This is a genomic window from Clostridium cibarium (genome assembly GCF_014836335.1).
GTDB lineage: Bacteria > Bacillota > Clostridia > Clostridiales > Clostridiaceae > Clostridium > Clostridium cibarium.
This window is the reverse complement of record NZ_JACSRA010000002.1, coordinates 197,974-210,352: the sequence shown is the minus strand read 5'-3', so window position 1 is coordinate 210,352 and position 12,379 is coordinate 197,974. Positions and strand designations below refer to the sequence as shown.

Genomic DNA, 12,379 nt, shown 5'->3' with positions numbered 1-12,379 from the left:
GAAAACTTGAAGTTTTCCAACCTTTTTTTATTTATAAGGTTTATTTAAGATAAATTGGAATATACATAGTATAGAAAATGACTTCATATTATAAACAGAATGGAGGGAAATTACTATGGGTATAATAGAAGGGATAAAAAAAGGTAGTAGAGAAGCAATAATAGGACAAGTATGCAGAGTTTTGGAGAAAAACCCACAGAAAAACGTAGATAAGATATTTTCGGTAGCAAAGAAGCTAGCCAAGGATAACTATAGTAAGATGGCGGTAGAAAACATAGAGGATTATTACAATGAGATTCCAACTGTAAAAGATGAGATACAAGATATATTAGCAAATACTAATTCTAATTGCCTTCAAAAGTTTTTTAAAAATTTCCTTGCTAATGCTATTTGGAATGGTGTTGAAAAAAGGCAAAAGTGGTTGGATGAAGAGAATACAAAAATTCCATTTGTAATTTTACTTAGTCCTTCTATGAGGTGCAATTTAAGATGTTCGGGATGTTATGCTGCAGATTATCCTAAAGATCAAGGACTATCCTTTGAAGAGGTTGATAAGATAGTTGGAGAAGCACGAGACTTAGGAATACATTATATGGTCATATTAGGAGGAGAACCTTTTTTTGTTGACTATATGTATAAAATTTATGAAAAATATAATGATGTTATGTTTACACCATTTACAAATGGAACCTTGTTTAATGATGATATAGCGGATAAACTATCTAAACTAGGTAATGTTATGCCTATGTTTTCTTTAGAAGGATTTGAAAAAGAAACAGACGATAGAAGAGGTAAAGGGGTATTTAATAAAGTTATGAATGGAATGGATCTTTTAAAAACTAGAGGTATTCCGTTTGGAGTGTCATCAGCAACTACAACTCACAATATAGATACTGTTTCGTCTGAGAGGTTCATAGATATGTTAATTGAAAAGGGCTCAAGAATGAGTTGGTATTTTATTTATATGCCAGTTGGTGAAAAACCTAACATAGAAAATATGTTAAAGCCTGAGCAAAGGATTGAGCTTGGGAGAAGAGTAAGGAACATAAGGATGACTAAACCTTATTTTGCTATAGATTTCTTCAATGATGCTCCATATGTTGGTGGGTGTATAGCAGGTAAGTATTATTGTCATATTAATTCAAGCGGAGATGTAGAACCTTGTATATTTGCACATATAGCAGCAGATAATGTAAAAAACAAAAAATTAATAGATGTATTTAGAGGAGAGTTATTTAAAGAATTAAGAGTAAGACAACCATATAATAAGAATATGTTAAGGCCATGTATGATGATTGATAATCCTAATGTAATAAGAGAAGTAGCAAAGAAGGTAAAGGCTCATCCAACTGATAAAAGTGCTGAAGCTATGCTTAATGATAAGGAATTCCAAGAAAAACTAAATAAGCTATCAGATGATTTTAAGACATATGCAGATGAAGCATGGGAAAAAGATTTTCATTCTAAAGGCAATGATGAGTTTGCTAAAGGATAAAGTGCAATAATTTAAATAATTGGATTTATAGATAAAAGAACTATCTCAATTAAAGAAGTAATTCTAATGAGAAAGTTCTTTTATAAATAGAACTTTTATAATTTCTTTTTTTAGGGTAAACTATAAATATACCCCTATGGGTATTTAGGAGGTGTATTTATGGATGAAGCTGACAAAAATAAAGATATATTAAATAGATTAAAGAGAATTGAAGGTCAGGTAAAAGGAATTCAAAAGATGGTGGAAAATGATATTTGTTGCAAAGATGTATTGGTACAAATATCAGCTATAAGATCAGCTATTAATAAGGTTGGATCTATTATGATAGAAAATTATGCTTGCAACTGTCTTTCAACAGAGGATAATAAGGAAAATGAAGAAGAGTTAAAAGAACTAATGAAAACAATTAATACATTTATTAAGTAATCTATATTGTTAGTAAAAGTAAGAATTATATACTTACTTTTATTTTTTACTTTACAACAGAACATGTGTTCTATATAATTTATATAGATATATAATTATAGGGAGGCATGTGCAATTATGGATAGTGATAAAATAATCTTCCATATTGACGTTAATTCGGCATATTTAAGCTGGACTGCTGTAAGTAAAATTCAAAAAGGTGAAGAGATAGATATAAGAAATATACCATCTGTAGTTGGTGGAGATATAAGTAACAGGCATGGAATAGTATTAGCTAAGTCAATTTTGGCTAAAAAGTATAAAATAAATACAGGAGAGCCTTTATTTAAAGCAATGGGAAAGTGTCCAGAACTTAAAGTTTATAAGCCGAATTATGAATTGTATATAAGATGTAGTGATGGAATGGTTAAACTTTTAAAAGAGTATTCTCCTAAAATACAGAGATATTCGGTGGATGAGTGCTTTTTGGATGTTACCCATGCAAAGAATAATTATTATGAAAAGGCAAAAGAGATAAGTGAAAGAATTAAAGATGAACTTGGATTTACTGTTAACATAGGTATATCAAATAACAAATTGCTTGCGAAAATGGCATCAGATTTTCAAAAACCAGATAGAATCCATACATTATTCCCTTCAGAAATTAAAAAAAAGATGTGGCCTCTTCCAGTGGAGGATTTATTTATGGTAGGTAAGCAAACTGCTTTGAAGTTAAAGAAACTTAATATATATACAATTGGAGATTTAGCAAATTATGATTTCGAAATACTTACAAATGTATTTAAAAGCCATGGAAGAGTAATTTATGAATATGCAAACGGAATAGATAGATCAGAAGTTAGAGATAAAAATTATCTAGAGATCAAAGGTATAGGAAATTCTACTACAATTTCCTATGATGTTGATAATAAGGAAGATGCATATAAAATATTGTTATCACTTACTGAAAATGTGGCTATGAGACTTAGAAATAGTAAAAATATATGTAATTTGGTTTCTGTATCTATTAAGAATAAAGAATTTAAAACTTATTCACATCAAAGAAAACTTAATATTCCTACAGACTGTACTAAAATAATATATAAAGAAATAAAATGTGCTTTTGATTATTGTTGGAAAGGGGAGGGCATAAGACAACTTGGAGTAAGGGTTTCAGATTTTTGTGATAAAGATTTTTATCAAGGATCATTATTTGAAGAAAAAGATATTGATAAAAGTAGGAAACTAGATGAAGTTATGGACGATATAAGAAAAAGGTTTGGAAATAATTCGGTTTTGAGGTCGACTTTCATTAATTCAGGATTAAATCCTTTAATAAGTGGAAATGGAGAAGTAGATTATCCTTTTATGGGTAGTGTTTTATAGGAGGTTTTTGGAATGAAAGTAGTAGCAAAACCTATAGAAATGGTAGCTTGGTTTGAGAAATGTGGTAAGGTTAATCCAATAAAATTTAGAATAGAAGAGGATAGTGAAGTTTTTATAATAGTTAAAATAGAGAAAGTTGTGAAAAGAGAAAATGAAAGATTGGCTGGAAACCCTATGCATATATTTACTTGTACTGGTATTATAAATGGAGTCGAGAAGATTTTTCAGTTAAAGTATGAAATAAATACTTGTAAGTGGTTGCTATTTAAAATTTAAAGAGAAAGTAAGTCTATTTTAGATAAGGCCATTACTTTCTCTTTATTTTTTTGATTACTTTTAATTGTCTAGTTATTGTAGATACAAAAATAATTCCTAAGACTAAAGTTCCTGCACTAGATAATGTATTTATAGCAAGTTCTAATGCTCTTGTAATATTTCCAGTAATGACTTCATACATAGTGTTATACATGCCAGCCCCTGGAACAAGAGGTATAAGACAACATATTACCAAAGTGGTAACGGGAGTCTTTAGAAGCCTAGCGAAAATCTCTGAATAAATACTAAAACAAATAGATGATATAAATAAGGAAAATATATCTGAAAATCCAAGTTCTAATCCTAAAGAATAAAAGAACCAGCTTAAGCCTCCGCCTAAGGAAGCAAAGAGAAGTTTTTTTCCTTTAATATTAAAAATAATTCCAAAACCTATTGAGGCAATGATTGCAGTTAAAGTTTCTATAATCATATAATAGAACCTCCTAAGGTGTTAATCCAAAAACTAAGTACTGCACCAGTACCTACGGCAATTGAAATAGCTATTAAAAATGCTTCGGAAGCTTTTGTTATTCCTGCTAAGTAATCACCTGCTATAGTGTCTCTAATGGCATTTGTGATAGCTAATCCAGGTACTAAAAGCATTATAGCACCTATTATTGTTTTATCTATATGACTAGCTACTCCAAGTGTAAATAATATGATAGCGAGAAGAGCAGATATTCCTCCACCTATTGAGTTAATAAAAAATTCGTTAATAGCTAACTTTTCGAAATAATTAGTTATTATCTTAATTATTAGCCCTACAAATGTAGCTGAGATTAAATCTTTTATATCGCCGCCAAAAAGATAAGAAAATGCACCAGCAGCAATAGAAGAAAATATTAAAGTAGTTAGTACGGAATATCTATCTCCTTTGTTAACTATTAAAAGGGACTCATAAAAGTCTTCGATGCCAGTATTATTTTTGTTATCTTGAAGTAATCTAGATAAATCATTAACTTTATCTATTTTGTTAAGATCAACCCCCCTTGAAGTTACTCTTTTAATTAACGACAATGTTTCGTTATTGTCAGAAATAGAAACCATTATGCCAGTTGGAGTAACAAAACTATCTGCCGTTTCTACACCAAATGATAAGCAAATTCTGCAAATGGTTTCTTCTACTCTATAGGTTTCTGCACCACTTTCGAGCATTATCTTTCCAGCAAATGTAGCAACCTTTAGGAGTTTATTCAAATCCATAAAGACCTCCTAGACTATAAATAAATTACTTATGTATTATAGCATAAGTAAATAAATTATTATATAAAAACTAGTTGATAATTGTAGTAATTAACCGTATAATTGATTAAAAAGAGTAATTGGGGTGGCATAAATGAATTTTGATAATGTATCAAAGATAGATGAAGAAATCTATGGATTAATGGAAAAAGAATTGAAAAGGCAGCAAAATGGAATAGAATTAATAGCATCAGAAAACTTTACTAGCGAGGCAGTAATGGAAGCTATGGGTTCTCATCTAACTAATAAATATGCTGAAGGATATCCAGGCAAGAGATATTATGGTGGATGTTATGTAGTTGATGAAATAGAAGAAATAGCACGAGAAAGAGCTAAAAAACTATTTGGCGGAGAACATGCGAATGTTCAGCCTCATTCAGGGTCACAAGCTAATATGGCAGTATATTTTACAATACTAAATCCAGGAGACACAGTACTTGGGATGGATTTAAGCCATGGTGGACATTTAACTCATGGTTCACCAGTTAATTTTTCAGGGAAGTTATTCAATTTTGTTTCTTATGGAGTTGATAAGGAAACAGAAGTAATAGATTATGAAAATGTTAGAAAACTTGCTTTAGAATATAAACCAAAATTAATAGTAGCTGGAGCAAGTGCTTATTCTAGGATTATTGATTTTAAAAAGTTTAAGGAAATTGCAGATGAAGTAGGTGCATACTTTATGGTGGATATGGCTCATATAGCTGGACTTGTTGCAGCCGGGGTACATCCTTCACCAGTCCCATATGCTGATTTTGTTACAACAACAACACATAAGACATTAAGGGGACCTAGAGGTGGATTAATAATATGTAAAGAAAAGTTTGCTAAAGACTTAGATAAAAATATATTTCCAGGTATGCAGGGCGGGCCTTTGATGCATGTAATTGCAGGAAAAGCCGTTTGTTTAAAAGAAGCTTTAGATCCAAGTTTCAAAGAATATATGACTCAAGTAGTTAAGAATTGTAAAACACTTGGAGAAGAATTAACTAAAAGAGGATTTAAGCTTGTATCAGGAGGAACAGATAACCACTTGATTCTTGTTGATCTAAACAATAAGGATATAACAGGTAAAGAAGCTGAAAATTTACTTGATTCAATAGGTGTAACTCTTAATAAAAATACAGTTCCAAATGAAACAAGAAGTCCATTTGTTACATCTGGAGTTAGAATAGGTACAGCAGCTGTAACTACAAGAGGATTTAAAGAAGATGATATGAAGGTAGTTGCAGAGATAATAGATGAAGCGATTAAAAACAAAGATGGAAACTTAGATGGATTAAGAACTAAAGTTCTAGAGCTTTGTGAAAAGCATCCTTTATACTAAGGGTAAAAGACTATCACAGAATAATTATATACTTATTCTGTGATAGTCTTTTTAATAATATAAAAATTTTAGAAGCTAATTTTTACAGAAGTAATTTCCCTTCCATGGCCAGGGTATACTAATTTTAAGTCTAGTAATTCAATTTTTTTAATACTTTTCCGAAGCATATCTATATCCTCTGCTATAAGAGCTTCTGATGGATATAAAAAGTTCATAAAGATATCTCCTCCTATTAATTCATTATCATTAATAAGAATTCCGATAGAACCTTTAGTATGACCAGGTATATGAATTATAGTTGCGTCAATTCCGAATTCCTTAAGAGATTGATCATCAGTTAAAAACAAGTCAGGTTCAAATTCTTCAATAGATGTTTTTTTGAAATTCCATAAAGAAACTTTTTTTAAAATACTACCTACAAAAGAATTTGAATAGATATTATTAATAGAATTATTTTTAGATAGTTTATAATCGTCAGAATGCATTGCAATTTTTGCGTTGAAATGCTTGGCCAAAAAAGCTGCATTTCCTGTATGATCGATATGACCATGAGTTAAAATAATCAGTATGATATTATAGTTTTCTAGTCTTTCTAATAGATGTTTTCTATATTTTTCTCTAGCTGTATCTATTAAAATGGCAAAATTATTACCTTCAATTAAATAACAATTTACATTACCACATGGAATAGTAATTATTTTGTACAATAAGCCCACCACCTATCTTAAGTATTTTTTTTAGTATAGCACTATTATGAATAAAATTCAATATTTGTAAAATAAAGTAAATTAATTATTGATAAAAAATAGGTTGAAATTAACCTTAATAAGGATATAATATAAAAAATAGAGGTGAAGCTATGAAATATATCGATTTACATTGTGATACAGCCAGTAGAATTTTATATGAACATGAAGGGTTGAAAAAGAATAACTTCAAGGTTGATATAGGTAAATTGAGAAAGGGTCAGTGTTTGGCTCAAGTGTTTGCATTTTTCATAGATGCAGGTAAGATAGATAATACTATGAGTGAATTTGAAGTAATGTATAATAAATTTAAGGAAGAGTTAGAAGAAAATAAAGAGGATATAGAATTAGTTACAAATTTAACTGAACTTAATGAAATAGAGAAAAAAGGGAAGATAGGAGCATTTTTATCTATTGAAGAAGGAGAAGCTTTAGGGAAACATATTGAAAATGTAGAGAAGGTTTATAAAAAGGGAATAAGATTTGTAACACTTACTTGGAATTATAAGAACTCTTTTGGGTATCCAAATGATGGATTTAGGTATAAAGATAAAGGCTTAACGAAATTTGGAATGCAGATGGTATTAGAGATGGAGAGGCTAGGTATTCTTCCAGATGCCTCACATCTATCGGATGCTGGGTTTTATGATTTAATAAAAGTTTGTAAAAAACCGTTTATAGTAACTCATTCTAATAGCAGAAAACAGACACTCCATTCAAGAAATTTAACTGATGAAATGATTAAATTGTTAGCAGATAAGGGTGGAGTTTTAGGAATTAATTTTTGCTCCAAATTTATAGGAAAAAGTCAGATATCATTAATAGAAGATATGGTTAGACATATTAAGCATATTAGAAATGTTGGAGGTATAGATGTTATATCTCTAGGAAGTGATTTCGACGGAATAGAGAATGAAGTTGAAATAAAGGATGCATCTGAGTTTAATAAATTAGAGATAGCTCTTAAAAACGAGGGATTTAAAAATGAAGAAATAGAAAAAATATATTATAAAAATGCATTAAGATTATTTAAAGAAACTTTAAGATAGGGAAAAGGATGAAAAGATGAGTAAATTATTAGGTAAAGTAGCTATCATTACAGGGTCCTCGAGAGGAATAGGCAGGGCAATAGCTATAGAACTTGGAAAAGAAGGAGCTTCTATTGCTATAAATTATTCTAAAGATGATGATGGAGCAAAAGAAACTATGGATATACTTAAAAAAATAGGGATAACTGCATATGTGATAAAAAAGGATGTATCCACATTTGAAGGGGCAAAGGAAATAGTGGATGAAACCTTGAGGCATTTTGGGAAAATAGATATATTAATTAATAATGCAGCTAAAAGTAAGATAGGATTATTTATGGATGCAAGTAAGGATGAAATAGAGGAATTATTAAATACAAATCTTGTAGGCCCTATGTATTTAACAAAACATGCAATTCCACATATGATTGGAAAAGGTGGTGTAATTCTTAATATATCTTCAATGTGGGGAGAGGTTGGGGCGTCATGTGAAGTTACGTATTCAACATCAAAGGGAGGAATAAACCTATTTACAAAAGCCTTAGCTAAGGAGATGGCACCATCAAATATTAGAGTGAATGCAATAGCTCCAGGTGTTATAGATACTGAAATGAATGCATTTCTAACTGTAGAAGATAGGAAGGAACTAGAAGAGGAAATTCCAATAGGAAGATTTGGATTACCAGAAGAAGTAGGAAAAACTGCAGTGTTTTTATGCAGTAGTGATTCGAGTTATATTACAGGGCAAGTTATTAAGGTAGATGGATCATATATTTAAAAAAAGGATTAATTGAAAAAGTCTTATTATAAGACAAGATTCAATTAATCCTTTAGCTTTAATCATTTTCTTCTTCAATTTTAGGAATATAATATTTAAATTCAACCCCATCCTCAGTATTTTCTAGAGAATATTTTAAATTATGTAGTTCAAGTAGATTTTTAACTATAGATAAACCAAGACCGGTACTATTGGTATTTCTTTGTCGGGCCTTATCCACTCTGTAGAATTTATTAAAGAGCTTGTCAAGTTCTTTCGGATCTATATATCCACCTTTGTTTAAAACTGAAATTTTATATAAATCTTTTTCTTCGGATATAGATACTACAATATAATTATCACTTGGAGTATATTTAATAGCATTAGTGATTACATTAGTTAATACCTGCTCCATTTGGAAAGAATCTGCAGAGACATAGGAATATTGTGTGTTTTCATTGAAAACTATTTTTAATCCATTTTCTTCAGCATTAACTGAATGCTTAGTTATTACCTTGTTTATTAGTCTGTTTATATTAAATGTTTCGAATTTAGGTTTAATTACTCCCGCTTCTAATTTTGAAAGTTCAAGCATGTTAGAAACTAGAACACCCATTTTTTTTGATTCATCAATTATAGTTTCAAGATAAATAAGAGAATCTTCACCAGATACTATGCCGTCCTTTATACCTTCGGCATAACCTTCAATTATTCCTATAGGAGTTTTAAGCTCATGGCTAACAGAAGCTATAAAGTCTTTTCTCATAAGCTCTAGGCTACGTTCTTTCTCAATGTCCTCTTTCAGTTTCTTGTTTTTCTCTTGAAGATTTTTTAAAGCACCATCAAGATTTGTGGAAAGAAAATTTAGAGTGTTTGCAAGACTGCCTATTTCATCTTCTCTGTTAACTGTACATTTTTCATCAAAATTCATTTTACTCATTTTTAGAGCCACATTATTTATTTTAATAAGAGGTTTTGAAATAAGATTTGAGTAAAGTGATGATAGAAAAATTGAAATAACTGCAAATCCTATAAAAATATATATATAAAAATCACTCATAGCATCAGAAGCTTCTTTTATAGGCTGAATAGATGTTACAGATACTATCAGAGAATCATTCGGTGAATTTATGGACATTGCAGAGACGCCACCTATTTTTTTATCTCCGGAAAATTTATCATCATAATATATAATTTGAGTATTATCTATAGATAATATTTTGCGTAGTAAATCGTGATCAGTTACTGCGTAACTATAAAATGCTTTTAGTACATTAACATCATAAGAATCGTTATTATATTTATCAGCAAGATATTTTATATCACCATTTGAAGAAAATATAGCAATTTTAGAATTTGTATTTTCTTCAAAGGATTTCATTGCTCTAGATACTACGTTATCATCATCTAAATTATAGGAATAAATACTTTTAAACTTATTGATTTCTTGAGTTAAAATATTTTTTTTTCTTCTTTCATAGAATCCTTGAAAGAAGAATATTTGAAAAATTAAAGTTGTAGCCATTAATGTTACCAATAGGCCTAGAGTAATAAAGAATAGTTTATGTGATAATTTATGCTTCATTATTAATGCACCTCAAATTTATAGCCACTACCTCTAACAGTTACAATATAATTAGATTTGTCACCAAGTTTTTCTCTTAATCTTTTTACATTAGTATCTACAGTTCTGATATCACCATAATAATCAATTCCCCAAACACTATCTAGAATATGATCTCTAGATAAGGCTATTGATTCATTATCAGTTAAATATACTAATAATTCATATTCTTTTGGGGATAGTGATAATGGAATATCATTTATCTTAACTTCTCTTGAAAGCTTATTGATTACAAGTCCGTTATAGTCTTGAGAACTTGAGTCTATATCTTCTCTAGTTCTTTTTAAGAGTGCTTTAACTTTAGCAACTAGTACTTTGGGGCTGAAAGGCTTTGTAACATAATCATCAGCACCGATATCATAGCCTTGAAGTTTATCCTCTTCTTGATCTTTAGCAGTCAGAAGTATAACTGGAAGAGTAGAAACCTCACGAATTTTTTCAAGAAGAGTTAACCCATCCATAACAGGCATCATTATATCTAGAATTATAAGGTCAATTTTATTTTCTTTAAATATATTTAAAGCAGCTTCTCCATTTTCAGCTTCATAAATTGTGAATCCTTCTTTTAAAAAGTAATCTCTAATTAAAAATCTTATTCTAAATTCATCTTCAACTATAAGTATAGATTTTTTCATAATAATCTCTCCCTTTCTAGGTAAAATTAAATTTCAAATTTAAGGGGTACTTAATATTATTATATATAAAAGTAGCAAGATATAAAATAGAAGAATATAATAATATTATTGTAAAGTAGTTAAAAAAGGATTATATTTAAAGTTGCTATATAAAAAGGAGATTTTGAATGGTGAAATTAAATTTCGATGTAAAGAGACATATTTTGGAAAATGGATTAAAAATCTTAACTATAAAAAAAGATACACATATTGCTTCAATTAACATAGGAATAAAAGTGGGAGCTATAAATGAAACTTTGGATGAAAAAGGTATAAGTCATTTTATTGAACACATGATTTTTAAAGGAACAAAAAATAGAAATAATGAAGAGTTGAATTATCAGCTGGAATCGTTAGGTGGGGAATATAATGCATATACTGAATATAATTCTACTGTTTATACAATAAGTTGTTTAAGTGAAGAATTAAAAAATGGTATAGAACTTCTTGGAGATATGATTGCTTCATCAAATTTTTTAGAGGAAGAAATTGAAAAAGAAAGAGGAGTAATACTAGCAGAAATAAGAACGAGTAAAGATGATGTAGAGGATTTGAGTTTTAAAAAAGTAAATGAGGTAGCATTTAAGACAAGTCCTTTGAAATATGATGTTACTGGTATAGAAGAAAAAGTTAAGAATTTTAGAAGAGAAGATATTGTTAAGTTTTATAGTAAATATTATAGCCCAAAGAATAGTTTAATAACTGTAGTTTCTTCAATGGAACACGAAGAAGCAAAAAAGCTAATAGAAGAAAAGTTTGCATCTTGGCAGGGGGAAGAGGTAAAGGAGCCAATAGTAGATCAAGAAAAAAATGCAAATGTTAAAATAATAAATTATAAAAATGATATGGAACAAAGTACAATAGTATATTTGTATACATTTTATGATTTAGACAAGGAATATGAATTACCTCTAAGAATATTAAATCATAGGCTGGGTGAAAGTTCTAATTCGTTATTATTTAGAGAAATTAGAGAAAAACGAGGATTAGCATATGATATATATACCCAGCTAGATATGACAAAGTATATAAAAACACTATATATATATACAGCAGTTTCAGATGAAGACGTTAATGAAACAATTAAGGCAATAGATGAAACATTAAATGGCATAGTTAAGGGTGAGGTAGTAATTGGTGATAGAGATTTGGATATAATGAAGAAGGTTCATAAAACAGCAGTTATATCAACTTTGGAAGATTCATCAGAATTATGTAATTATATACTTCATCAAGAACTTGAAGATGAGGATATATTTGAATTTGTTAAAGATATGGATGAGTTGAACAAACTAAATAAGGAGAAAATATATGAAGTATCAAAACTTGTTTTAAAGGAACCGACAATACATGTTTTAAAATCTTCTAAGGAGTAATTAA

General features: G+C 29.3%; 13 protein-coding genes. 8 read left to right on the top strand and 5 right to left on the bottom strand.

Annotation, left to right across the window (positions count from 1 at the left end; translation table 11 throughout):
* Positions 1 to 115 precede the first annotated feature (115 nt).
* The 4 genes from H9661_RS02260 (at position 116) to H9661_RS02245 (ending at position 3,562) form a co-directional block, all read left to right on the top strand.
* Positions 116 to 1,495, top strand: a complete 1,380-nt coding sequence (locus H9661_RS02260) for a radical SAM/SPASM domain-containing protein (RefSeq protein ID WP_143314629.1) — start codon at positions 116 to 118, stop codon at positions 1,493 to 1,495.
* Between the two features lie 159 nt (positions 1,496 to 1,654).
* Complete coding sequence (locus H9661_RS02255; RefSeq protein WP_143314628.1) at positions 1,655 to 1,921, top strand: metal-sensitive transcriptional regulator; 267 nt, start codon at positions 1,655 to 1,657, stop codon at positions 1,919 to 1,921.
* 117 nt (positions 1,922 to 2,038) lie between these two features.
* Positions 2,039 to 3,286 (top strand): Y-family DNA polymerase, encoded by a 1,248-nt coding sequence (locus tag H9661_RS02250; protein WP_191767601.1) that lies wholly within the window; start codon positions 2,039 to 2,041, stop codon positions 3,284 to 3,286.
* A gap of 12 nt (positions 3,287 to 3,298) precedes the next feature.
* Positions 3,299 to 3,562: a hypothetical protein gene (locus H9661_RS02245; RefSeq protein ID WP_143314626.1), complete on the top strand. Its 264-nt coding sequence runs from the start codon at positions 3,299 to 3,301 to the stop codon at positions 3,560 to 3,562.
* A gap of 31 nt (positions 3,563 to 3,593) precedes the next feature.
* Here H9661_RS02245 and H9661_RS02240 read toward each other — a convergent pair whose 3' ends face one another.
* Together H9661_RS02240 and H9661_RS02235 are read right to left on the bottom strand one after the other, a co-directional pair.
* Positions 3,594 to 4,031 (bottom strand): threonine/serine exporter family protein, encoded by a 438-nt coding sequence (locus H9661_RS02240; RefSeq protein WP_143314625.1) that lies wholly within the window; start codon positions 4,029 to 4,031, stop codon positions 3,594 to 3,596.
* Complete coding sequence (locus H9661_RS02235) at positions 4,028 to 4,804, bottom strand: threonine/serine exporter family protein (RefSeq protein ID WP_143314624.1); 777 nt, start codon at positions 4,802 to 4,804, stop codon at positions 4,028 to 4,030. The genes H9661_RS02240 and H9661_RS02235 overlap by 4 nt, the downstream gene beginning before the upstream one ends.
* 133 nt (positions 4,805 to 4,937) lie before the next feature.
* Between H9661_RS02235 and H9661_RS02230 the strand changes: the two genes are divergently transcribed.
* Complete coding sequence (locus tag H9661_RS02230; RefSeq protein WP_143314623.1) at positions 4,938 to 6,170, top strand: serine hydroxymethyltransferase; 1,233 nt, start codon at positions 4,938 to 4,940, stop codon at positions 6,168 to 6,170.
* Positions 6,171 to 6,238: 68 nt separating this feature from the next.
* Here the strand turns inward: H9661_RS02230 and H9661_RS02225 are convergent, their stop codons facing one another.
* On the bottom strand, positions 6,239 to 6,877 hold the full coding sequence (locus tag H9661_RS02225; protein WP_185966683.1) for an MBL fold metallo-hydrolase: 639 nt from the start codon (positions 6,875 to 6,877) through the stop codon (positions 6,239 to 6,241).
* Between the two features lie 152 nt (positions 6,878 to 7,029).
* Here H9661_RS02225 and H9661_RS02220 point away from each other — a divergent pair, with 152 nt between their 5' ends.
* Positions 7,030 to 7,965, top strand: coding sequence for a dipeptidase (locus tag H9661_RS02220; RefSeq protein ID WP_143314621.1), 936 nt, complete (start codon positions 7,030 to 7,032; stop codon positions 7,963 to 7,965).
* A 16-nt stretch (positions 7,966 to 7,981) separates the two neighbouring features.
* Entirely contained in the window at positions 7,982 to 8,722 is a 741-nt protein-coding gene (ymfI, locus tag H9661_RS02215) for an elongation factor P 5-aminopentanone reductase (RefSeq protein ID WP_143314620.1), read from the top strand.
* Positions 8,723 to 8,780: 58 nt separating this feature from the next.
* Here the strand turns inward: ymfI and H9661_RS02210 are convergent, their stop codons facing one another.
* Together H9661_RS02210 and H9661_RS02205 are read right to left on the bottom strand one after the other, a co-directional pair.
* Entirely contained in the window at positions 8,781 to 10,286 is a 1,506-nt protein-coding gene (locus H9661_RS02210; protein WP_143314619.1) for a HAMP domain-containing sensor histidine kinase, read from the bottom strand.
* A 2-nt stretch (positions 10,287 to 10,288) separates the two neighbouring features.
* Entirely contained in the window at positions 10,289 to 10,960 is a 672-nt protein-coding gene (locus H9661_RS02205) for a response regulator transcription factor (protein ID WP_143314618.1), read from the bottom strand.
* A 167-nt stretch (positions 10,961 to 11,127) separates the two neighbouring features.
* On the opposite strand from H9661_RS02205, the gene H9661_RS02200 reads away from it, so the two are divergent.
* On the top strand, positions 11,128 to 12,375 hold the full coding sequence (locus H9661_RS02200; protein WP_191767600.1) for a M16 family metallopeptidase: 1,248 nt from the start codon (positions 11,128 to 11,130) through the stop codon (positions 12,373 to 12,375).
* Positions 12,376 to 12,379 lie beyond the last annotated feature (4 nt).

Coding starts and splice junctions, on each gene's coding strand:
- H9661_RS02255 (WP_143314628.1), top strand. CDS start 1,655: ATGGATGAAGCTGACAAAAATAAAGATATATTAAATAGATTAAAGAGA.
- H9661_RS02245 (WP_143314626.1), top strand. CDS start 3,299: ATGAAAGTAGTAGCAAAACCTATAGAAATGGTAGCTTGGTTTGAGAAA.
- H9661_RS02220 (WP_143314621.1), top strand. CDS start 7,030: ATGAAATATATCGATTTACATTGTGATACAGCCAGTAGAATTTTATAT.
- H9661_RS02240 (WP_143314625.1), bottom strand. CDS start 4,031: ATGATTATAGAAACTTTAACTGCAATCATTGCCTCAATAGGTTTTGGA.
- ymfI (WP_143314620.1), top strand. CDS start 7,982: ATGAGTAAATTATTAGGTAAAGTAGCTATCATTACAGGGTCCTCGAGA.
- H9661_RS02210 (WP_143314619.1), bottom strand. CDS start 10,286: ATGAAGCATAAATTATCACATAAACTATTCTTTATTACTCTAGGCCTA.
- H9661_RS02260 (WP_143314629.1), top strand. CDS start 116: ATGGGTATAATAGAAGGGATAAAAAAAGGTAGTAGAGAAGCAATAATA.
- H9661_RS02200 (WP_191767600.1), top strand. CDS start 11,128: ATGGTGAAATTAAATTTCGATGTAAAGAGACATATTTTGGAAAATGGA.
- H9661_RS02205 (WP_143314618.1), bottom strand. CDS start 10,960: ATGAAAAAATCTATACTTATAGTTGAAGATGAATTTAGAATAAGATTT.
- H9661_RS02230 (WP_143314623.1), top strand. CDS start 4,938: ATGAATTTTGATAATGTATCAAAGATAGATGAAGAAATCTATGGATTA.
- H9661_RS02235 (WP_143314624.1), bottom strand. CDS start 4,804: ATGGATTTGAATAAACTCCTAAAGGTTGCTACATTTGCTGGAAAGATA.
- H9661_RS02250 (WP_191767601.1), top strand. CDS start 2,039: ATGGATAGTGATAAAATAATCTTCCATATTGACGTTAATTCGGCATAT.